This is a genomic window from Polaribacter sp., from assembly GCF_039939415.1.
GTDB lineage: Bacteria > Bacteroidota > Bacteroidia > Flavobacteriales > Flavobacteriaceae > Polaribacter.
The window spans coordinates 139,493-162,103 of record NZ_JBDVJE010000011.1 but is presented as its reverse complement, the minus strand read 5'-3'; the positions used below and the strand labels follow the sequence as shown (position 1 = coordinate 162,103).

Genomic DNA, 22,611 nt, shown 5'->3' with positions numbered 1-22,611 from the left:
ATATAAAAAAAATACAAAAGCCCAAGAGAACAAAAAGAAAGTTTTTCTTTTTTTCGAAATTAAATGATTTTGTATTTAAATTAAACATTTTGTATAAAAAAAAGCTGTTTTTAAAACAGCCTAATTATTTTTATTTCATTCCTTTCATCATTTGCATCATCTTTCTGCCACCACCACCTTGCATCATCTTCATCATTTTACTCATTTGGTTAAATTGCTTCATTAACTGATTTACTTCTTGTATAGACGTTCCAGAACCTTTTGCAATTCTTTTCTTTCTACTTGCGTTTATTGAAGTAGGTGTACTTCTTTCTAAAGGTGTCATAGAGTGTATAATTGCTTCTATACCTTTAAAAGCATCATCATCAATATCTACATCTTTCATTGCTTTACCAGCACCAGGAATCATACCTACTAAGTCTTTCATGCTACCCATCTTTTTGATTTGTTGAATCTGACTTAAAAAGTCGTCAAAACCAAATTGATTTTTAGCAATTTTCTTTTGTAGTTTTCTAGCTTCTTCTTCGTCGTATTGGTCTTGTGCTCTTTCTACTAAAGAAACAACATCTCCCATTCCTAAGATACGATCTGCCATTCTATCTGGATGGAAAACATCTATGGCATCCATTTTTTCTCCAGTACCAATAAATTTAATTGGTTTGTCTACAACAGATTTAATAGATAATGCAGCTCCACCACGAGTATCACCATCTAATTTTGTAAGTACAACACCATCAAAATTTAAAATATCATTAAAGGCTTTAGCTGTATTTACAGCATCTTGCCCTGTCATAGAATCTACAACAAATAAAGTTTCTTGTGGATTTACTGTTTTATGAATGTTAGAAATCTCAGTCATCATTTCTTCATCAACTGCCAAACGACCAGCTGTATCAATAATAACTACATTTTTTCCATTTGCTTTTGCGTGTTTTATAGCATTTTCAGATATTTCTACAGGATTGTTGTTCCCAACTTCTGCATAAACTTCTACACCAATTTGTTCTCCAACAACTTGTAATTGATTAACAGCGGCAGGTCTATAGACATCACAACCAACTAATAAAACTTGCTTTGCTTTTTTATTTTTTAAAAAGTTGGCTAATTTTCCTGAAAAAGTGGTTTTACCAGAACCTTGTAAACCAGACATTAAAATAACAGTTGGCGATCCACCTAAGTTTACACCTACAGTTTCTCCCCCCATTAGCTCCGTTAGTTCATCTTTAACTAACTTTACCATTAATTGTCCTGGGTTTAATGTAGTTAATACATCTTGCCCTATGGCTTTAATTTGTACTCTTTTTGTAAATTCTTTGGCAATTTTAAAGTTAACATCGGCATCTAATAACGCTCTTCTTACTTCTTTTAAAGTTTCTGCAACATTTACCTCGGTAATTTTACCATGACCTTTTAAGGTGTGTAAGGCTTTATCTAATTTTTCGCTTAAATTATTAAACATAAATTGTCTTCTTTTTTAGGAAGCACAAATATATGAATTAGAGTCGATTTGTAAACTGATTACGAATACTTTTTTGTATACATTTTTTTTAAAAAAAAATGATAGATATTAATCAATTTTAAAGAAAAGTGATTAATATCTATTTTTATAAAGAGTATTAACTATAAGAAACTAAGTTAGTATTTTCTAAAGGATAATATTTATTACTAATCAAATAGATAATACTAAATAAATATGTAGTAACTATTTTGTTTCAGGAACAAATTTTAGAGCAACACCATTAATACAATGTCGTTTTCCTGTAGTTTTAATTGGTCCATCATTAAAAGCGTGTCCTAAATGACTACCACAAGTATTACATTTTAACTCTGTTCTAGCGTATCCAATTTTATAATCAATATCTAATTCTACATTGTTTTTTATAGCTCTATCAAAAGAAGGCCAACCAGAACCAGAATTATATTTATGAATAGATTTATAAAGAGGGGTATTACAAGCTTTACAAACATAAGTACCTTTTGCTTTATTTTTATTAAATTCACTTGTAAATGCTCTTTCTGTACTTGCTTCTCGCAAAACATTATACTCTAATGGTGTTAATTGTTTTTTCCATTCTTCATCCGTTTTTTCAATTTTATAAGTTTTCTTTTCTTCGGATGAAGTTTGAGCTGTACTAGAACAGTTTAGAAATAAAAGAACAAATACTAAAACAACTATTTTTTTCATGATTAATAAGTTTACATGTTTTATATTTTGACGAATAACAATCTTATAAATTACAAGAAGTAGATTCTAATTTTTTTTTTTGATTAATATAGTATATGTAATTTTATATAATGTAATTTCTTTTTAAAAAGTGACATTTTGTAGTATATTGTGTCTTAGTAATAGTGATTATAAAATTTATTTAGATGAAAAAAATAGTTGTTTTAGTATTTGTAGTTTTCCTTTTTATAGAGTGCAGCACAGTGCCAATTACGGGAAGAAAACGTGTGAATTTTGTAAGTGATGCACAGGTTTTACCAGCAAGTTTTGCTCAATATACAAGCTTTCTAGAAGAAAATAAAGTTTCTACTAATAGAGAAATGAGCAATCAAATTAAAAGTGTAGGTAAAAATATTTCTGCTGCTGTAGATCGTTTTATGCGAGCTAATAATATGAAAACTGAAGCAGATTCTTACAAATGGGAATTTAATTTAATAGAAGATAAAACAGTGAATGCTTGGTGTATGCCAGGAGGTAAAGTTGTTTTTTATACTGGTATTATGCCAATTTGTGATAACGAAGATGGAGTAGCAGCTGTTATGGGGCATGAAGTTGCACATGCTTTTGCAAAACATGGACAAGAAAGAATGTCTCAAGGCCAACTACAACAATTAGGAGGTTTAGCAGTTGCTTTAGGAACTTCTAATAAAGATCCTAAAACACAACAACTTTGGAACACTGCTTTTGGTATTGGCTCTGGATTAGGAATGTTAAAGTTTAGTAGAGTTCATGAACAAGAAGCAGATAGGTTAGGTTTAGTTTTTATGTTGATGGCAGGTTATGATGGAGTAGAAGCTGCAGAAGTTTGGGTTAGAATGAGTAAATTATCTAATGGTTCATCTCAACCAGAAATTTTAAGCACACATCCTTCTAATGAGTCTAGAATTCAAGATTTAAGAACTTATTTACCAACTGCAAGAAAATATGCTGATCAATACAATGCTATTGGTAATGAGAAATAAAAAAATAGGATAAGAAATACTTTCCTTATATTGTAACCGTTCAAAAAAAAAAATTTTGAACGGTTTTTTTTATAAAAAATAATCTATGTTAAAAATTGGAGATAAAAAATTAATTAATGCTTGGGCCTTTTATGACTGGGCGAATTCCGTTTATTCATTAGTAATTAGTACAGCAGTTTTTCCTATTTATTATGCAGGTTTAACTGCTTCAGAAGGTTTTGCTAATGCTGAAGGAAAAATTACTTTTTTAGGAACCTTATGGACTCCAACAACATTATACAACTATGCTTTAGCATTTTCTTTTCTTGTAGTTGCGTTAATTTCTCCAATGTTATCTGGTATTGCTGATTATGCAGGCAATAAGAAGAAGTTTTTAAAAGGTTTCTGTTTATTAGGTTCCATTTCTGTAATGTGTTTGTTCTTTTTTACAGGTAAAGAAACGTTATGGGTTGCTATTGTATTTACCATTTTAGCAAGTATAGGTTTTTGGGGAAGTATCGTTTTTTATAATGCTTATTTACCTGAAGTAGCACATCCAGAACAACAAGATAATGTAAGTGCTAAAGGTTTTATACTAGGTTATTCAGGTTCTATTTTATTATTACTTTTATGTTTGGTTTTAATTGAAACTTCTGTTTTTGGTTTTTTTGACAAAAAATTTGGTTCTCAATTATCATTTGTTTTAGTTGGTTTATGGTGGCTCGGTTTTGCTCAAATAACGTATGCAAGATTGCCTGATGAAGAAAAAACGGAATTACCTAAAGATAATTATTTTTTAAAAGGAATAAAAGAAATTAATAAAGTAGCTAGAGAATTGTTTGCTTATAGAGAATTAAAGATATTTTTAATTTCATTCTTTTTATTAAGTATTGGTGTACAAACTATTATTCTAATGGCAGGAATTTTTGGAACCATTTTAGGGCTAGAAACTTTAAATTTAATAATGACAATTTTATTAGTTCAGTTTGTAGGTATTTTGGGGGCTTTTACATTCTCTAGGTTATCTAATAAAATTGGAAATATTAAAACCTTAAAAATTACCATTTTAATTTGGGGATTAGTTTGTTTTATTGGTTTTAACCTCACAAAAGATACTCCCAATATAGAAATGTATTTTTATATTTTAGGAGGTTTAATAGGTTTGGTTATGGGAGCTATACAGTCTTTAGCCAGATCTACCTACTCAAAACTTTTACCAGAAACTGAAGATCATGCTTCTTATTTTAGTTTCTTTGATGTAACAGAAAAAATAGCTTTGGTAGTTGGTATGATTACATTTGGTGCTTTAAATTCTATTTTATCTATACAATCTAGTGTATTAGCATTGGCAGTTTTCTTTTTAGCAGCGTTTATATCTATTAGTAGAATTAAGAAAACAAAATATGTACATTAAAAAAACCGTCTAAAATTTTAGACGGTTTTTTTAAAATTATTTAGGTTAAAAATAATTACTCTACAGTTAAGTTAAAACTAACATCAACATCAGTAGAACCTCCTGCATTTGTGCTATCTCCAGAACTAACTCCATCTGCATCTTTTATTGGTTCATGTTTTAATATTAAAGTAAATTTACCTGTTCCAGCATCGTTAGTTGTTAAAGTAAAATCAATACCTATTGGATCTCCATTTTCATCAGAATCTGTATAATCAAAATTAGCAATACTATTAGTTACAACGTAGAAAAATTGATGTTCACTACCTTCTTCTTCAACTTCTGTAGTAATATCTTCTGCAGGGTCTTCTGTTTCATTCAATAATTCAATACTACCAATGTATGTTGTATTTGCTTTTAAATTTTCAGAAATATTAGTTTCATCAACTGTTCCATCTCCATCAGAATCTAAAGATTGTAAAGTAATAGTATCATTACCATTAGTTAAAGTAATGTTTACTGTAGTAATTACTTCTTCTTCATGAATTTCTTCAGGTGTGTCATTTGAACAAGATGATAATGTGATAATTGCTAATAATACGATTGTTAAATTTTTAATTATTTTCATTTTATTTATATTTTAATAGTTTATTTTTAATTGAATTTTAAAGTTTCTGCCTAAATCATCAGCAAAATACCTTAGTCTGTTTAAATAGTTTCTATAAGATGTATTTAATAAATTATCTATAGAAAATTGTAAGTTTAATTTGTTTTTACCAATATTGAAATTTAATCCTGTATTAAAGTTTAATAAATGATAAGCTTTTGGAGTACTACTAATATCTACTAAAGTATAAGAATCTGTTTCAGGGATATAAGTTTCGAAATTGTTATCTGGATATCTGTTTTGTTTTCCTACAAAAACACTTTCTAAGCTAGTGTAAAATTGATGCCAATCTTTATTTATATATTCTAATTTGTTTCTTATTTGTAAAGGAGGCATATCAATTAATGGTAAACTATTACTTACATCTTGTCCATAAATATATGATGATGTATTTTTAAGACTCCATTGATTTGTAATATTATACTTTATAGTAGCGTCTAAACCAAAAAGATTTGTACTTGTTTGTTGATAATTATAAACAGGAAAAGCTCCACGTATAGTTTGCTCTATTCCTGTTGGTTCTATGTAAATAAAGTTATTTATTGCATTAAAGTAACCTTCTAAATTTAATAATAGTTTTGAATTATTATAAGAATAAGAAATACCTAATCTATTAGAGTTTTCTGTCTTTAAATACAAACTACCTGTTTCTATTCTTGCTGCAGAGTGATGTAATCCATCACTAAATAATTCTGATGGGTTAGGAGGTCTATTAGATAATCCATAATTAATTAACAAGTTACTATTATCATTAATTGTATAATTAATTCCTGTTGATAAAGCAATATTATGATAATTAAATATTGGGTTTACTAAATATTTACTATCTAATTCTTGAGTAATCCAATTACTAAAATCATTATTATATCCTTCTGAATTCCAACTAGTTTTTAAATAATATTTTTGAGCATTGTATCTACTGTAATCATACCTAATTGCAGTATTTAAAACAAAGTTGTTAAATTTATAATTTGCAATTCCAAAAACACCTAATTCATATTTATCATAATCAGGAATAATTCTTCTTATTCCAGTATCTGGATCAGGAAAATTATTTTGATAAAGTGCAGACACCCCAATTTTATATGTTGCATCAGAATTTGCATCAAATTTAAAATCTAACTTTAAAGAATGCGTTTTAAGTGTTAAATCTGTTGCAGGTATTAAATCTCTATCACCTCTTCTTGTATCAAATTCTTGTCTATGATTGTTTTGGTAACTGTATTGTAATTTTAATTTTCCAAGTCTTTTAAATCTTTTATAAGAAGAAAGTTTAAATAATTGATGTTTAACTTCTTGTTTAGGATTATCAATATTATAACTAAAATCATTAATAATTAAAGGTACATTAGAGTTAATTGCATTTACTAAATCAGAAATATTACCAATATGCGCAGCACTTAAAATTCCTATTTCATTTTTTAAATAAGAATAATAAACATCAAACCCATATTCAAATTTCTTTAAACCAGCTTTAAAGGCAAAAGAACTAGTATTAAAACCTGTGTTAGAAAGATTGTAATCTGGTGTCTTAGAATCTCCAAATTTTTTGTATGAAAAATCTCCCTTTGCATACCAACCTTTTTGGTAATATTTATTTAAGTTAGTAGCAACAGAATATGCTTTAGCATTTGTTAAATAATTAAGAATTGTTTTTCCAAATAAAGTATCTTTTGAAATGATTCTATTAGGTTCTATTAAAATTATACCTCCAATAGCATTTCCACTATACTCCAGAGCATTTGCACCTTTTACAACAGTAATTCTATCAGCAGTATTAATATCTATACTAGGAGCGTGTTCTATGCCCCAATCATGATCTTGTAATTGAACATCATTTGTATAGACAAGCACTCTACTACTGTGTAAACCATTAACAATTGGTTTTACAACATTACTTCCTGTATTTATAGAAGAGATACCAGGTATTTCTTTAATAGCATCACCCAAACTTGCTGCACTAAAATTATCAATAATACTTTCCTTTAAATTATTAGATTGAATAGTTTTATTCTTATCTAAAGTTGTATTAATTTTAATTTCATCTAAGCCTTCATTATGATGTTCTAATTCAAAAACTTTATAAGTATTACCTGTAATATTTATTTCTACAACTTTCTTTTCACAAGAAAGGTGAGATATTTCTACAATAATTTTTCCTTTACAAAGGTTTTCAATTTTAAAATTTCCATTAGAATCCGTTAAGCTAAATTTATTAATGCTTTTAATATAAACAGTAGCATCTGTTAATACCAATTTTTCATGAAAATCTTCAACTTTACCACTAAAAGTATAGTTGCAATCCTGGGAAAAAGCAGTATTAAAAAACATTAATAAAGCAAAAAAACAATATTTTATTTTCATTAAAATAGATTAGTTTAAACTTTATTTACATAGATAAAATTAAACGAATACTGGTGGACCTCTAGAGTGTTTTTTATAATGATAAACTTCTTTAAGAAATTGAGTTTTATCAATAAAATTTGTTGCATAAAAATGTGTAGGAATTACATCAAAATTAGATGTAAAGTCCATAGAAAAAAATGTAAGATGTTTGTGCAAATCTGCACAATCTAAATGTTGTTTATGTATATGATGCTCGTTAATAGAAGTACAAACAGAATGTTCATGATTTTCTAAAACGTGCAGAATTTCTATTGATGTAGGTATCATCAATAGTACAAGTAAAAAAACGCTAAGTAATTTTTTGTACAAATATTTATTTTTTTCTGATCCTTAAATTCAACATTTCAACTCCTAATGAAAATGCAATGGCAAAATACAAATATCCTTTCGGAATTGCTCCTACACTTTTGTTAAAAATTTCTGTGTGAGATAAATGAGCACCTTCTGTAATTAACATAAAACCGATTAATATTAAAAACGACAATGCTAACATTTGTATAGTCGGGTTTCTGTTTACAAAATTACTAATAGGTTTAGAAAAAATCATCATAATGATAATAGATATAATTACAGCAATAACCATAATAAGTAATGCTCCATTAATTCCATTTGTCATACCAACAGCTGTTAAAATACTATCAAAAGAAAAAACAATATCTATTAATATTATTTGAATGATAACGTTAGAAAAAGAAATAACTTTAGGAGATTTTATAACTTCTTCTTCATTGGTGTTTTCTACTTTTTCTCGTATTTCTTTGGTACTTTTATATAATAAAAAAAGGCCTCCTAAAAATAAAATTAAACTTTGACCTGTTAAACCAGTTTTAAACCAACCAATGTCTACAACATAAAAAGGATCTTTTAAAGCAATTAAATAAGAAACACTAAAAAGCAATAAAATTCTGGTTATCATTGCCAAAGCTAACCCCAAAAGAGTTGCTTTTCTAACTTTATTTTCTGGAAGTTTATTTGCAGATATAGAGATAAAAATAATATTATCTATTCCTAAAATAATTTCTAAAAAAGTTAGTGTTAAAAGAGCTATCCAAGTATCTATGTGTAGAAAAATTTCCATTTATTTTACTTTATAAATAGTACCATCTGTTTTAAATTTACTAAAACCTATTTTGGCTGTAAAACTATAAGAACTGTCTGTTATTTTAGTTATTTGTACAAAAATGGGTTCTTTATCTAATTTCCTTTTGGGAGATTTCATTTTTAAAGTATAAAAGAAATTATTTTTCCATTTGATATATAATGTATCAATATGTTTAATTCTTTTTTCTTCTGAAATACTATCATTAGAAATACTTACAATTTTTTCATATTCTTCTATTTGAAGACTATCTTTTCTTGTGATGATAGTTTTACTGTAACTATTACCAGCAGGAATTTCGAATACTCCTTTTTTAAAACGATCAGAATTGTCTTTAATTTCTGATTGACAAGATGAAAAAAAAAGTAGAAAAGTAAAAAAGTAAAAAAGTAAAAAAGTTGTTGATTGATGTTTAATAAAAGAGGTTGTTTTTTTCATTATGTCAATATTTTTTTTAACTTTTAAAACTTTCTTACTTTATAAAATTTAAAACTTATTGTTTAAATTCCTGTATAATTTGAAGGCGTTATTGCCTTTAATTCTTCTTTAATTTGATCTGCAACCTCTAATGTGTCAATAAAATTAGCAATTAAATTTTGATTGATTTTTTCGTTAGTTCTAGTCAATCCTTTTAAAGCTTCATAAGGGTTTGGATATGCTTCACGTCTTAAAATTGTTTGAATTGCCTCAGCAACAACTGCCCAATTATTTTCTAAATCTTGTTCAAACTTTTCTTTGTTTAACAATAATTTATTTAATCCTTTTAAAGTAGAAGTAAAAGCAATAATTGTATGCCCAAAAGGAACCCCTATATTACGTAAAACTGTACTATCAGTTAAATCACGTTGTAAACGAGAAACTGGTAATTTAGCAGAAAGATGTTCAAAAATTGCATTTGCCAACCCTAAATTTCCTTCAGAATTTTCAAAATCTATAGGATTTACTTTATGAGGCATTGCAGAAGAACCAACTTCACCCGCTTTAATTTTTTGCTTAAAATAATCTGTAGAAACATATGTCCAAAAATCTCTATCTAAATCTAAGATAATTGTATTAATACGTTTAAGAGTATCAAACAAAGCAGCCATATGATCGTAATGTTCTATTTGTGTTGTTGGAAAAGAATGGTATAAACCTAATTTTTCTTGTACAAAAGAACTCCCAAATTCTTTCCAATCAATATTTGAATATGCAACTTTATGTGCATTATAATTACCAGTTGCTCCACCAAATTTAGCAGCACTTGGTATATCATTTAATAAATTAAATTGTTCTTTTAAACGAACCACAAAAACTTCAATTTCTTTACCTAATCTTGTAGGAGAAGCAGGTTGGCCATGTGTTCTGGCTAACATAGAAATGTCTTTCCATTCAATTACTAATTCTTCTAACTTGTTAAGAAGTTCAAAATAATGAGGCACATAAACTTCGTTCATTGCTTCTTTAATAGATAAAGGAACAGCAGTATTATTTATGTCTTGAGATGTTAATCCAAAATGGATAAATTCTTTATGTTTTTCTAATCCTAATACATCAAACTTTTCTTTAATAAAGTATTCAACAGCTTTTACATCATGGTTTGTAATACTTTCTATATCTTTTATTTTCTGAGCATCTTCTGCAGTAAAATCTGTATAAATTTTACGTAAATCATCAAATAAATCGTTGTTAAAATCTGCTAATTGTGGTAAAGGAATTTCACATAAAGCAATAAAATATTCAATTTCTACACGAACTCTATATTTTATCAAAGCTTCTTCAGAAAAATAGTCTGCTAATTTTGTTATTTTACCTCTATAACGTCCATCAATAGGAGAGATGGCATTTAATTTTGTTAAGTTCATTTTTTAGTTATGTTGTGAAATGCAAAAATAGGCATTTTAACAGATTTATAAAGTTGTTTTACGATGTTTTTCTATCAATGTTAAAATGTGTTTTCCACGAGCTTTACAGCCTTTACTTTCGTGTATAATTTTTGTTTCTATTATGTGTTTTAATTCTGGATGAATCCAATCTTTTTCTAATCCAAAAAAGTATAAAGTATTCATTGTGTAAGCTCTAACAGCAATTTTTTGAGGCTTAATCAACCAATCAAAACCTACTTCAACTATATTATCTATATGTTTAATAGTTAGTGTTTTTTGTACATCATTTTCTTTTTTTGAATAATAGGCAGTTGCTAAATGTTCACAAATTTTAGCACAAGGTCTAATTGCACTATCAAATTTTAGATTATAAATTTTAGTTGTAAAAGTGTCTAAATGTGGTAAAATCCAATTTAAATGATGATGTGTACAAATCCATTCTAAAATCCAGGAAGCTTTTATAGAAGTTTTATTATCAACATCAAAAGTAATAGTAACCAAATCTTTGAATAAATCATGATTATTTAATACAATATTAGCAACTCTTTGGCGGTTATCTCTTTTAGCTGTACCTAAGTCATTAAGTTGTTCCGTTAAGTAAATTAGATTTGATTTTGGCACTATTAGTGTATATTTGTTTTAAAATTCAATTGAAATGTTAAATATAAAAAGACTGTTTTTTGCATTCGCTTTTTTTGCCTGTTTTTTTTCTAGTACAAATGTTCATGCGCAAAAAATTAATCAATTTAATAAAAATAATAAAAGAACTGGTTTATGGAAAAAATATTATTCTAATAAAAGAATAAGATATGAAGGTCAGTTTAAAAACGGAAAAGAAATAGGAACTTTTAAGTTTTATGATATTACTACCTCTAAACATCCTATTATTATAAAAACTTTTTTTGAAGATTCTGACTCATTGTTTGTTCAATTTTACACATTAAATGGTAAAATTGAAACGGAAGGGGTTTTAAATGGGAGAAAACGTGTTGGGAATTGGAAATATTTTTATGCAGATGGAACTTTAATGTCTGAAGAAAATTATAAAAATGGTTTGTTAGATGGAGAACAATTAATTTATTATCCAGATGGTCAAGTAACAGAATTTGCTATTTATAAAAATGGTTTAAAACATGGTGTTGTTAGCAAGTATTCTAGCAAAGGAATTTTAATAGAAGAAATTACCTATAAAGAAGGAAAACCAAATGGTGTTGCTAAATATTTTGAATTGAATGGAAACTTAAAAGAAACAGGAGTTTATAAAGATGGAAAAAGATTTGGTAAATGGGAGTTTTATTTAGATGGTGAGATAGCTTCTGAAAAAGATAAAAAGGCAAAAAGAAGTTCTTTTAATAAAAAGAAGGAAAATTAAAGCAGTATCATGAGATTATTAATAGCATTATTTTTAATAGTAATAGTTTTTTCTTGTTCTCATAAAAAACAAAAAGTATCTAATATTGATGGACTTTGGGTTGTTAAAAAAGTAAAAGTTGGTAATCAAGAAATAACACCGATTTCTAGATGGATGAAATTTAATACAGATTCTACTCAATCTTCTGGAAATGGGTGGTTGCAACATTCTGTTGGAACATGGAGTTATAAAAACAATCAACTTTTTGTGAAAAACACAAATGGTTTAGAAGATAATGCTGCACCTTTTTATGTGATTTTGAAAAACTTAAAAATGACCTGGAGTAGAGAAGAAGAAGGTGAAAATGTAAATGTATTTTTAGAAAGAATTGATAAAATTCCTACTTCTGAAGGAAATAAGTTAATGGGCTTATGGAAGTTGAAAAAAGTTAATTTAAACAATCATTCTGAAGAAATTAACTCAACTAAAACACTTTATATTAGTTGGGATAATAGATATATACTTCAAAATGATACTGACAAAAAAGAATATGGTATTTATAAAATTCATGGACATAAACCAGAACTTCAAATGGTGGCATATGGAGATAATACAGAATTTAATTTTTATAATTTCTCTATTTCAAATAATGAATTAACCTTGATTAAAAGCGATACTAAAGAGAAATTAATTTATTCGAGAATTCATCAATTTCCTCAATAAATCTATCAATTCTTTCAATTAGTAAATCGTTTACAAAGTTGTAACTTTGCAGCTTCTAAAATTATAAAATGAAAAGAGTAGTTGTTGGTCTTTCTGGTGGAGTAGATAGTAGTGTTACTGCACATTTATTAAAAGAACAAGGTTATGAAGTTATTGGTCTTTTTATGAAAAATTGGCACGATGATTCTGTAACAATTTCTAATGAATGTCCTTGGTTAGAAGACTCTAATGATGCAATGATTGTTGCAGAAAAATTAGGAATCCCTTTTCAAGTGGTAGATTTAAGTGAACAATATAAAGAACGTATTGTAGATTATATGTTCGATGAATATTCTAAAGGAAGAACTCCAAACCCAGATGTACTTTGTAATCGAGAAATAAAGTTTGATGTTTTTATGGACATTGCTTTACAACTAGGTGCAGATTATGTTGCTACTGGTCATTATTGTAGAAAAGGACAAGAAATTATAGATGGTAAACCTGTTTATAAATTATTAGGAGGAAAAGATAATAATAAAGATCAGTCTTATTTTTTATGTCAACTTTCTCAACAACAGTTAGTAAAAGCATTATTTCCAATAGGAGAATTGACAAAGCCAGAAGTTAGAGAAATTGCAAAAGAAGCAGACTTGATTACTGCAGAAAAGAAAGATTCTCAAGGTTTATGCTTTATAGGAAAAGTACGTTTACCAGAATTTTTACAACAAAAATTACAACCAAAAGAAGGAGTGATTGTTACAATTCCTTCTGACTTTGATCAGTACACAAAATCAGCTCCTAAATTTGAAAATAAGGAAGCTGAATTATCATATTATGCTACAAAATTTTCTTACAAAAAAGAAGATGGAAAAGTAGTTGGTAAACATCAAGGTGCACATTATTTTACAAAAGGACAACGTAAAGGTTTAAATGTTGGTGGTACAAAAGAAGGTTTGTATGTTATAGAAACAGATGTTGTAGAAAATGTTATTTATACAGGAGAAGGTAAGAATCATACAGGTTTATACAGAAATGTATTGTTTGTTTCTAATGAAGAAACTCACTGGATTCGTGAAGATTTAACTCTAAATGTTGGAGAAACCATGAAAGTTGATGCAAGAATAAGATACAGGCAACCCTTAGCAAAAGCAACTTTATATAAAGTAGAATCTGGTTTGTATGTAGAGTTCGAAAACAAACAATCTGCCATTCAAGAAGGTCAGTTTGTTGCCTGGTATACCAATGAAGAATTATTAGGATCTGGAGTTATTTCTTAATAAAATTATAAAATCGTAAAAAAGTAGTAATTTCGGAATATGAAGAAATTACTACTTTTTTTATTTATAATAACTTTTATAAAAATTTCTGCTCAAGAAGATGCTTGGATTTTTTTAAAAGACAAACCTAATGCAACTATTTTTTTAGAAAGTCCACTAACCATGCTTTCTCAAAGAGCATTACATAGAAGAACTAGGCTTAACATTCTGTTAGATACAATAGATGTGCCAATAGATTCAGATTATTACAATCAATTAAAAAATGAAACTTCTATAACAGTTCTTGCTAAATCGAAGTGGTTAAATGCAGTTCATATTCAAGGTAATGTTAATGATATTAATAATTTAACTTCAAATTTTAATTTTATAAAAAGTATTGAGTTTGCAAACAAATCTTTAAATACTTTAGGTAAATCAAATTCTAAATCTAAAAAGATTGTTGCAAATCATCAAAATAAATTTTCTGAAATACAAACAGAATTTAATTATGATGAAGCAGATAATCAAATTAAAATGCTGAAAGGAGAATATCTACATCAGCAAGGTTTTACAGGAGAAAATCAAGTTATAGCAGTGATTGATGCAGGTTTTCCTAATGTAAATACTTTAGATGCTTTTCAAAGAATAAGAGATAATAATCAAATTTTAGGTGGATATAATTTTGCAGATAGAAATGATGATTTTTATACAAGAAATAATCATGGTACACTTGTTTTATCTGCTATTGCAGGTTATTTAGAAGATGAGTTTGTAGGAACTGCACCAGATGCAAAATTTTATTTATTTATATCAGAAATATCAGAAACAGAAACTGTTTTAGAAGAATCACTTTGGGTAGAAGCAGCAGAAAGAGCAGATAGTTTAGGGGTTGATGTTATAAATACATCTTTAGGTTATACAACTTTTGATAACCCTGACCATAATCATACTTATGACGATATGGATGGAAAAACAACTTTTATTTCTAGAGGAGCAGAAATAGGAGCAACAAGAGGCATACTTTTAGTAAATGCAGCAGGAAATAGTGGTAATGATTCTTGGAAATATATTGGAGCGCCAGCAGATGCATCATCAGTAATTTCAGTTGGAGCAGTAGATTCTGATGGTGAAATTGCTTTCTTTAGTTCTTTTGGTCCAACTTCAGATGGTAGAATTAAGCCAGAAATATTGGGGCAAGGACAAAACCCGGCATTAATTAATTATCAAACCGGAGAAGTAACCAATTCTTCTAGCGGAACCTCATTTTCATCGCCAATTATGGCAGGTTTAATTGCTTGCTTAAATCAGAATGACATGTTTTTATTAAAAAATTCAGGAAAAGAAAAATCTTCTGAATTTAATTTTAATACTTTTTTAAAACAAGCTGTTTACGAATCTGCAGATAAATATAATAATCCTTTAGATCAATATGGTTATGGAATTCCAAATTTTGAAAATGCTTTAAATAATTATATTGCTAGTACAGGTTCTGTAAACGATAATCTATTTTCTGAAATTAGTGTATTTCCAAATCCAATTGAAGATTCATTTACTATTGATTTAAAAAGTATTTATTTTGAAAATTTAAGTATTAAAATATTTAATATTTTAGGAGAAGAAGTATTAGAAAAAGAAAATTTAAATTCTAAAACTATTGATATTTCATTTTTAGAAAATGGAATTTATATTCTAAAATTATTTAATGACAATCAATATAAAACTTTAAAGTTGATAAAGAGATAATGACAAATATAGTTACAAAACTTTTTAATATTGAATATCCAATTATTCAAGGAGGAATGGTTTGGGTTTCTGGTTGGAAACTAGCTTCTGCAGTTTCTAATGCTGGTGGTTTAGGTCTAATTGGTGCAGGTTCTATGTATCCAGATGTTTTAAGAAAACATATTCAGAAATGTAAAGAAGCTACAGATAAACCTTTTGGAGTGAATGTACCAATGTTGTACCCAGACATTCAAAAACTGATGGATATTATTATTGAAGAAGGAGTGAAAATTGTATTTACTTCTGCGGGTAACCCAAAAACTTGGACTTCTTTTTTAAAAGAAAAAGGAATTACAGTTGTACACGTTGTAAGTTCTGTAAAGTTTGCTTTAAAAGCAGCAGCAGCAGGTGTAGATGCTGTTGTTTGTGAAGGTTTTGAGGCAGGAGGTCATAATGGAAGAGAAGAAACTACCACTTTTACATTAATTCCTATGGTAAAAGCAGCAATTAAAATTCCTGTGATTGCAGCTGGAGGAATTGGAACAGGAAGAGGAATGTTAGCTGCAATGGTTTTAGGTGCAGATGGAGTACAGATAGGAAGTAGATTTGCTGCAACAGAAGAATCTTCTGCTCATCAGAATTTTAAAAATAAAATTATTGAAGTAAAAGATGGTGATACTCATTTAACTTTAAAAGAATTAGCACCTGTAAGATTGATAAAAAATAAATTTTATAATGAATTACAAGAATTATATCTGCAAAATCCATCAAAAGAAGATTTAAAAAATTTATTAGGTAGAGCTAGAGCTAAAAAAGGAATGTTAGAAGGTGATTTAGAGAATGGTGAGCTAGAAATTGGTCAAATTGCAGGAATTATAAACGAAATTAAGCCTGCAAAAGAGATTTTAGATGAAATAATAAAAGAATTTTTAGAGGTTAAGTCCTTAATTTATAGGTTTTAGCAAGGATAATTAAAAGAAAATCAATATTTTATGTGTTTCTTAATTTATTGGCACTATCTTTGCAATTCAATAAAACGTTGTTAGTAATTAAATTAGCAACACAATAATTTTTTATAATGAATAAAGGTACCGTAAAATTTTTCAATGAATCTAAAGGATTTGGATTTATCACTGAAGAAGGAACAAACAAAGAACATTTTGTACATGTGTCAGGATTAGTTGACGAAATTCGTGAAAACGATGAAGTTGAATTTGACTTACAAGATGGAAGAAAAGGATTAAACGCAGTAAACGTAAGAGTATTATAATATATATTTATTACTAGTTAAATTTTTAGTAAAAAGCCTATCATATTTGATAGGCTTTTTTTATTTTTCAATTTTAAATACATTATTATGATTGATGGAAGACAAAGGAAAAATGTAACTATAGGATTGTTTGTAGAAATTGTACAGAAACCACATCAAAGAACAGGTGAATTAACAGAAGGAGTAATTGCTAAAATTTTAACAAAATCTCCTAATCATCCTCATGGAATAAAAGTTAAACTAGCCTCTGGTTTAGTTGGTAGAGTTAAAAATATTATAGAATAGTTATTTAATAGGAATTTTAATTTCGTATAACTTTCTGCTTTTGTTATTTAATTTATTTTCTCTTAACCAAGCATTGTGAATTTTGAATTCTTTGTAGGTAAGTCCGAATTTTTTAGCAAACCTAGTAATATTAGAAATTGCTGTATCAACTTTTATAGTTCTTGTTTTAGCAAGAGTATATAAATCTTTCTCTTCATACACAAAACCATATTTTTTTGGATTAGAAATTACTTCTTTTAATGCAATAATTCTAAATACATATCTTTCTGTTTCATCAGGTAAAAGAGCATCATAATAACTATCTACTTCTTGTGTTTTTAATCTTTTAGAAATTCCGTAATTACCTGCATTATAGGCAGCAGCAGCTAGTGTCCAAGAATTAAATCGTTCTTTAGATTTTTTTAAATATTCTGCAGCTACTTTAGTAGATTTTTCAATATTATAACGTTCATCAACGTTTTTATTTATTTCTAAACCAAATTCTTTTCCTGTGGTTTTCATAAAATGCCACATACCTGCAGCTCCAGCAGAAGAAGTTTCATCTATAAATGCACTTTCTGCTAATGCTAAATACTTAAAGTCGTCTGGTAAATCATATTTTTTAAGTAAAGGCTCTAAAATTGGAAAATATTTATTGGCCCTTTTAATTAATAACAACCCATTAGATTGCCAATAGGTATTTACTAAAAGTTCTCTATCCATTCTTTCTCTAACATCAGAAATTTCTAAAGGAACTCTTTCTCCTGCAAGGTTTAAATTATTTGGCAGTTCTAAAGATTTAATTTTGTAAGTTTTATGGGTACTTGTTTTAGGATCTGCCTCTGATTTATTAATTGCGTTATAAAATAAAAATGTAACAATTAAAATACTTAATAGAGATAATATACGTATAGATTTATTCATGATATAGCAGTTTTAATACTTTAAAAATAAGAAAAGTATTGGTATAATTAAGTTAAAATTTTATCAATAATTTTTGAAATTTTCTTAGCTTTTGTAATAATCATAACATGATTTGCATTTTCTATTTTAATACAATTTTTAATGTTTTTAATAGGAAAAACGTTGTCTTTTATTCCATGTAAATGAACAATATTATCTGTTTTTTTGTCTTGTTTCCATTTAATAACATTTCTAATAGACCAATTTAAATATAATTGATTTCTAACAGATAAATATTTTTTATAGATATCTGCTCTCTTTTTTAATGATTTACCTAGAAAATACTGAGCATAATCTTCGAAATTAGAAACAACTTTTGTTGGAAAAAGTTTATACGCTTTGGTGAATTTTACCATTTGAAACCTTTTAGGTAACTCATTATGATGTTTTACACTTGATATAATGATTACTTTTTTTGCATCAATATATTTACCCATTTCTTGCACCATAATTCCGCCAAATGAAACTCCTACTAAAACAGGATTTTTATGTTTAACATCATCACTCATTCTCATTGCATAGTTAGCAATTGTTTCTTCTAAAGCTAATGGTGTTTTCCATTCTAAGTAATGAAGTTCATATTTGTCTTCAGGTAAATATAAGTTTTCAAAAATTTCTGGTCCAGCAGCTAATCCTGGTACAAAATAAATAGGAGTTTTATTCATGTATTATTCAATCAATTTTTTTTCAAACAGAATGTCTTCAAAAGCTTCATAAGCTAATGCCAATTCTAAAGGCACATTTTTCCAAAGTTTAATTTCTATTTGTTTGTTATTGTGTGTGATAAAAGTACTTGGAAAATCCATTACAGATTTAGAAGTATAACTATCAAAATAAGTACCAAAAGACGTTTTTTCAAACATTTTTTTCAACTTTTTCATTTTAACTTCAGAAATAATAAATTCTTGTTTTCCTTTTATCAAAACATTTTCTATCCCATTAAAAATTAATGATCCATCTTTAAAAAGAATTACATCATATACAGCACAATCTCCAGAGCAATGCGTTTTGCTAACTTTTACATATGTATTTTCTGCAATATTTTTAATAGCAGTAATTGTTTTTGGTGTATTAATTTGAACAGAAGAAAATTCATTTGAAGATTTTAAACGTTCTATCCAAAAGTCTTTTTTATCAATTGGAACTTTAATTAATGCAGCTTTTAAATACTCATTATCAATAACTAACTTTTGCCAAGTTAAACTACTATTTTCTATTAAGGCTTTTGCATCTTCAACCTTTTTAGGTTTTTTTATAACAATAATTAAATCTTCATGTGTTTTTATTATTACTTTTTCTTTCACTTCTTTAATTATTTCAACCTCTTCTACTTTTATAGTTTTTTCAGTTTTAATAGTCTTGTTTATTTCTTTTTTTTCTTTTTGATGTTGATTACAACTTAAAGCAATTATAAAGAATAATAGTAAATAATATTTCATAGCATTTATATTTTAGTTAATTCTTTACAAAATTGAATCTTACCAATCCATCTTCATCAATTTCTGTTAATGTAACTTTATGTAAAGTATTTACCAATTCAGGATTCCAAGGTGTTTTAACTTTTACGTAATTTTCTGTAAATCCGTTTATATAGCCTTCTTTATTTTCACTTTCAAATAAAACTGTTAAAGTGTTTCCTAATTGAGACTCATAAAAAGAACGTCTTTTTTTAGCAGATAAACCACGTAACATTTTACTTCTTTTTGCTCTTACTTTTTTAGGTATAACACCTTCTAAATGTATAGCTTCTGTATTGGGTCTTTCAGAATATGTAAAAACATGTAAATAAGAAATGTCCATTTCGTTTAAGTAATTGTATGTTTCTAAAAACAATTCATCTGTTTCACCAGGAAAACCAACAATTACATCTACACCAATACAAGCATTTGGCATTACTTCTTTAATTTTTGTAACCCTGTTTGTATAAGTATTTGTTAAATATCTACGTTTCATCATTTTTAATAACTCATCACTACCAGATTGTAATGGGATATGAAAATGAGGTACAAAAGAAGTAGATTTAGAAACAAAATCTATGGTTTCATCTTTTAATAAATTTGGTTCTATAGATGATATTCTTAAACGATGTATTCCATCAACTTTATCTAATTCTTTTACTAATTCTAGAAAGGTATGTTCGTGCTTTTTATTACCAAATTCACCTTTACCATAATCACCAATATTAACACCCGTTAAAACAATTTCTTTTATACCTTTTGATGAAATTTCTTTAGCATTAGTAAGAACGTTTTCTAAAGTATCACTTCTAGAAATTCCACGTGCTAAAGGTATTGTACAGTAAGTACATTTATAATCGCAACCATCTTGTACTTTTAAAAAAGCACGAGTTCTATCTCCTATAGAATAAGACCCAACATAAAAATCGGCATCAGAAATTTCACAAGAATGAACTTCTCCAATATTATTTTTGGTTAAATCGTTAATATAACTGGTTATATTAAATTTTTCTGTGGCTCCTAAAACCAAATCAACTCCATCTACATTAGCTAATTCTTCTGGTTTTAATTGCGCATAACAACCTACAGCGATTAAAAAAGCTTCTTCATTTTTCTTTAAAGCATTTTTTACAATTGTTTTAAAACGTTTATCTGCATTATCTGTTACAGAACAAGTGTTTATTACATAAACATCTGCAGGTTCTTCAAAATCTACATGTTCAAAACCTTCATTTACAAAATTACGAGCAATCGTAGATGTTTCTGAAAAATTAAGTTTACAACCTAAAGTATAAAAAGCTACTTTTTTTTCTGTGATCATTCTTGTACATTTATAGATTGCAAATTTACAATATTATTCATGATTTTTGAAACAGAAAACTTATTAGTTAGACGACTTATTTTTGATGATTTACAAGGTTTTCATAAGCTTGAAAGTAACCCTAAAGTATTATTATATGCTACAGGAACTGTAAAAACGTTACCAGAAAACAAAAATGAACTTAAGCAATTGATTTTAAAATATAATAATCCACTAAATAACTTTTGGATTTATGCTATAATAAGAAAGTCTGATAATGAATTTGTAGGTACAGTAGCTCTTGTAAAAGACAATTTAGATGATGAAATTGGTTATCGATTTTTAGAAGCTTATTGGGGACTAGGTTATGGTTCTGAAATATGTAAAGGTTTGGTTACTTATTGTAAAGAAATTGGATTGAAAAAAATTATTGGTTATGTAGTAGATGTAAATAGTGCATCTGCTAAAATTCTAAAAAACAATAGTTTTAAAGTTGTAAATAAGTTTATAAGTGAAGGTAATAAGTTACCAGAAACTAAGTACGAATTGCATTTGTAATTTATTTAAACAAACTCTCTTTTAATTTTTCCTTTAATTTTTTAGAAACATTTGTAGGAAAAGGTTTGTCTCCATATAAAATATCTACCATTAAATCGCTAAAATGTTGTCCGTATTTTTTTAGTATAAAGTTTCTAGCAGTGTTATTATGATAAAAGAATTTAGAAAGCTTTACTCCAGAATTTAATTCTGGCAATAATTTAACGTTTAATTTTTCTAAATATAATTTTTTAGATTCATTTAAATTTAAGTTACTTTCTATTAAAGCTTCAGCAACATATTTACCACTTAAAATTGCATTAGAAATACCTTCTGCTGTGATAGGTTCTGCAAAACCAGCAGCATCACCAATTAAAAAAACATTATTTTTTACAAAACCATCTGTTCTTGGTGCAATGGGTATTTGAAAGCCATGAAAATCTTCTTTTATAACTTTATTTATGCCTAATGTTTGCAAGTATTTTTTATAATATTCTTTAAGATTAATTTTTCCTTTTTTAGTTGTTAAAACACCTAGTGATAAGTGGTTTTTCTTTGGAAAACTCCAAGCATAACCATAAGGAACAGCATCAATATCAAAACGGACATTAGTAGATAATCGTTTAAAATCATCTTCAGAAACTTCTACTTCATATTCTAAAGCAGGAATTAATTTTCTTGTATCTTCTTTCCAACCAGACATTTTTGCAGTGGCACTTAATACTCCATCTGCAGCAATTACAAAATTTGTTGAAATATTACCTTGAGAAGTATTTAAAATTGATTTATCTTTTTGAAAATTTATGCTTTTTAATGTATGATTTTCTAATAGTGTAACCCCAAATTCTTTTGCTTTTTCAACAATTAAATTATCAAAAGCATCTCTCATAATCATTGTTATGATAGGCTTTTTCTTTTTAGATTGATAATGAATTTTTCCATTATTAAAATAACTATCAACACCAAAAAATTCGCGTTCAATTACTTTTTCTATTTCAAAAGGCATGTTTTTTCTACCTCTATTTACAAAACCTCCACCACAAGTTTTATAGCGAGGTAAAGTTTCTTTTTCTATAATTACAGTAGAAATACCATGTTTTCCTAAATAAAAAGCTGTAGAAGCTCCAGAAGGACCACTACCAATAATTGCAACATCAAAATGTTTCATAGGTATAGAAATAATTTTTATATGCG

Annotated in this window: 24 protein-coding genes; 10 read left to right on the top strand and 14 right to left on the bottom strand. The window is 27.3% G+C overall.

What is annotated here, in order from left to right; translation table 11 throughout:
- Positions 1-130: 130 nt before the first annotated feature.
- Both ffh and msrB read right to left on the bottom strand, forming a co-directional pair.
- A complete protein-coding gene (ffh, locus tag ABJG40_RS02220; RefSeq protein ID WP_348022952.1) occupies positions 131-1,459 on the bottom strand; it encodes a signal recognition particle protein in 1,329 nt (442 codons plus the stop codon).
- Positions 1,460-1,702: 243 nt separating this feature from the next.
- Positions 1,703-2,185 carry a peptide-methionine (R)-S-oxide reductase MsrB gene (msrB, locus tag ABJG40_RS02215; RefSeq protein WP_348022951.1) on the bottom strand — a complete coding sequence of 161 codons (483 nt, stop codon included), beginning with the start codon at positions 2,183-2,185 and terminating at the stop codon, positions 1,703-1,705.
- Positions 2,186-2,370: 185 nt separating this feature from the next.
- Between msrB and ABJG40_RS02210 the strand changes: the two genes are divergently transcribed.
- Positions 2,371-3,186: a M48 family metallopeptidase gene (locus ABJG40_RS02210; RefSeq protein ID WP_348022950.1), complete on the top strand. Its 816-nt coding sequence runs from the start codon at positions 2,371-2,373 to the stop codon at positions 3,184-3,186.
- A gap of 85 nt (positions 3,187-3,271) precedes the next feature.
- On the top strand, positions 3,272-4,579 hold the full coding sequence (locus ABJG40_RS02205) for an MFS transporter (RefSeq protein WP_348022949.1): 1,308 nt from the start codon (positions 3,272-3,274) through the stop codon (positions 4,577-4,579).
- A 55-nt stretch (positions 4,580-4,634) separates the two neighbouring features.
- On the opposite strand, the gene ABJG40_RS02200 is transcribed toward ABJG40_RS02205, so the two are convergent.
- The 7 genes from ABJG40_RS02200 to ABJG40_RS02170 form a co-directional block, all read right to left on the bottom strand.
- Positions 4,635-5,186, bottom strand: coding sequence for a type 1 periplasmic binding fold superfamily protein (locus ABJG40_RS02200; RefSeq protein ID WP_348022948.1), 552 nt, complete (start codon positions 5,184-5,186; stop codon positions 4,635-4,637).
- 12 nt (positions 5,187-5,198) lie between these two features.
- Complete coding sequence (locus ABJG40_RS02195; RefSeq protein ID WP_348022947.1) at positions 5,199-7,589, bottom strand: TonB-dependent receptor; 2,391 nt, start codon at positions 7,587-7,589, stop codon at positions 5,199-5,201.
- Between the two features lie 39 nt (positions 7,590-7,628).
- On the bottom strand, positions 7,629-7,898 hold the full coding sequence (locus ABJG40_RS02190) for a hypothetical protein (RefSeq protein WP_348022946.1): 270 nt from the start codon (positions 7,896-7,898) through the stop codon (positions 7,629-7,631).
- Between the two features lie 46 nt (positions 7,899-7,944).
- Entirely contained in the window at positions 7,945-8,709 is a 765-nt protein-coding gene (locus ABJG40_RS02185) for a TerC family protein (protein WP_348022945.1), read from the bottom strand.
- Positions 8,710-9,168: a hypothetical protein gene (locus ABJG40_RS02180; RefSeq protein WP_348022944.1), complete on the bottom strand. Its 459-nt coding sequence runs from the start codon at positions 9,166-9,168 to the stop codon at positions 8,710-8,712.
- 62 nt (positions 9,169-9,230) lie between these two features.
- Positions 9,231-10,574 (bottom strand): adenylosuccinate lyase, encoded by a 1,344-nt coding sequence (gene purB / locus ABJG40_RS02175; RefSeq protein ID WP_348022943.1) that lies wholly within the window; start codon positions 10,572-10,574, stop codon positions 9,231-9,233.
- 45 nt (positions 10,575-10,619) lie between these two features.
- A complete protein-coding gene (locus ABJG40_RS02170; RefSeq protein WP_348022942.1) occupies positions 10,620-11,216 on the bottom strand; it encodes an adenylosuccinate lyase in 597 nt (198 codons plus the stop codon).
- A 34-nt stretch (positions 11,217-11,250) separates the two neighbouring features.
- Between ABJG40_RS02170 and ABJG40_RS02165 the strand changes: the two genes are divergently transcribed.
- From ABJG40_RS02165 to ABJG40_RS02135, 7 genes are all read left to right on the top strand, one after another.
- A complete protein-coding gene (locus ABJG40_RS02165) occupies positions 11,251-11,967 on the top strand; it encodes a toxin-antitoxin system YwqK family antitoxin (RefSeq protein WP_348022941.1) in 717 nt (238 codons plus the stop codon).
- Between the two features lie 9 nt (positions 11,968-11,976).
- Positions 11,977-12,669: a hypothetical protein gene (locus ABJG40_RS02160; protein WP_348022940.1), complete on the top strand. Its 693-nt coding sequence runs from the start codon at positions 11,977-11,979 to the stop codon at positions 12,667-12,669.
- A gap of 68 nt (positions 12,670-12,737) precedes the next feature.
- Positions 12,738-13,925, top strand: coding sequence for a tRNA 2-thiouridine(34) synthase MnmA (mnmA, locus tag ABJG40_RS02155; RefSeq protein ID WP_348022939.1), 1,188 nt, complete (start codon positions 12,738-12,740; stop codon positions 13,923-13,925).
- Between the two features lie 39 nt (positions 13,926-13,964).
- Positions 13,965-15,647, top strand: coding sequence for a S8 family serine peptidase (locus ABJG40_RS02150; protein WP_348022938.1), 1,683 nt, complete (start codon positions 13,965-13,967; stop codon positions 15,645-15,647).
- Positions 15,647-16,588 carry a nitronate monooxygenase gene (locus ABJG40_RS02145; protein WP_348022937.1) on the top strand — a complete coding sequence of 314 codons (942 nt, stop codon included), beginning with the start codon at positions 15,647-15,649 and terminating at the stop codon, positions 16,586-16,588. The genes ABJG40_RS02150 and ABJG40_RS02145 overlap by 1 nt, the downstream gene beginning before the upstream one ends.
- Before the next feature lie 116 nt (positions 16,589-16,704).
- On the top strand, positions 16,705-16,896 hold the full coding sequence (locus ABJG40_RS02140; protein WP_015480027.1) for a cold shock domain-containing protein: 192 nt from the start codon (positions 16,705-16,707) through the stop codon (positions 16,894-16,896).
- A gap of 87 nt (positions 16,897-16,983) precedes the next feature.
- A complete protein-coding gene (locus tag ABJG40_RS02135) occupies positions 16,984-17,181 on the top strand; it encodes a YwbE family protein (RefSeq protein WP_348022936.1) in 198 nt (65 codons plus the stop codon).
- On the opposite strand, the gene ABJG40_RS02130 is transcribed toward ABJG40_RS02135, so the two are convergent.
- Genes ABJG40_RS02130 through mtaB form a run of 4 tightly spaced genes read right to left on the bottom strand, consistent with a single transcriptional unit; the run spans position 17,182 to position 20,901 of the window.
- Positions 17,182-18,084, bottom strand: a complete 903-nt coding sequence (locus tag ABJG40_RS02130; protein WP_348022935.1) for a lytic transglycosylase domain-containing protein — start codon at positions 18,082-18,084, stop codon at positions 17,182-17,184.
- A 47-nt stretch (positions 18,085-18,131) separates the two neighbouring features.
- Positions 18,132-18,788, bottom strand: coding sequence for an alpha/beta hydrolase (locus ABJG40_RS02125; RefSeq protein ID WP_348022934.1), 657 nt, complete (start codon positions 18,786-18,788; stop codon positions 18,132-18,134).
- Positions 18,789-18,791: 3 nt separating this feature from the next.
- Complete coding sequence (locus tag ABJG40_RS02120) at positions 18,792-19,562, bottom strand: DUF6438 domain-containing protein (protein WP_348022933.1); 771 nt, start codon at positions 19,560-19,562, stop codon at positions 18,792-18,794.
- Between the two features lie 16 nt (positions 19,563-19,578).
- Entirely contained in the window at positions 19,579-20,901 is a 1,323-nt protein-coding gene (gene mtaB / locus ABJG40_RS02115) for a tRNA (N(6)-L-threonylcarbamoyladenosine(37)-C(2))-methylthiotransferase MtaB (RefSeq protein ID WP_348022932.1), read from the bottom strand.
- 39 nt (positions 20,902-20,940) lie between these two features.
- Between mtaB and ABJG40_RS02110 the strand changes: the two genes are divergently transcribed.
- A complete protein-coding gene (locus tag ABJG40_RS02110) occupies positions 20,941-21,438 on the top strand; it encodes a GNAT family N-acetyltransferase (protein ID WP_348022931.1) in 498 nt (165 codons plus the stop codon).
- A 1-nt stretch (position 21,439) separates the two neighbouring features.
- On the opposite strand, the gene ABJG40_RS02105 is transcribed toward ABJG40_RS02110, so the two are convergent.
- Positions 21,440-22,585 (bottom strand): geranylgeranyl reductase family protein, encoded by a 1,146-nt coding sequence (locus ABJG40_RS02105; protein WP_348022930.1) that lies wholly within the window; start codon positions 22,583-22,585, stop codon positions 21,440-21,442.
- Between the last annotated feature and the right edge of the window lie 26 nt (positions 22,586-22,611).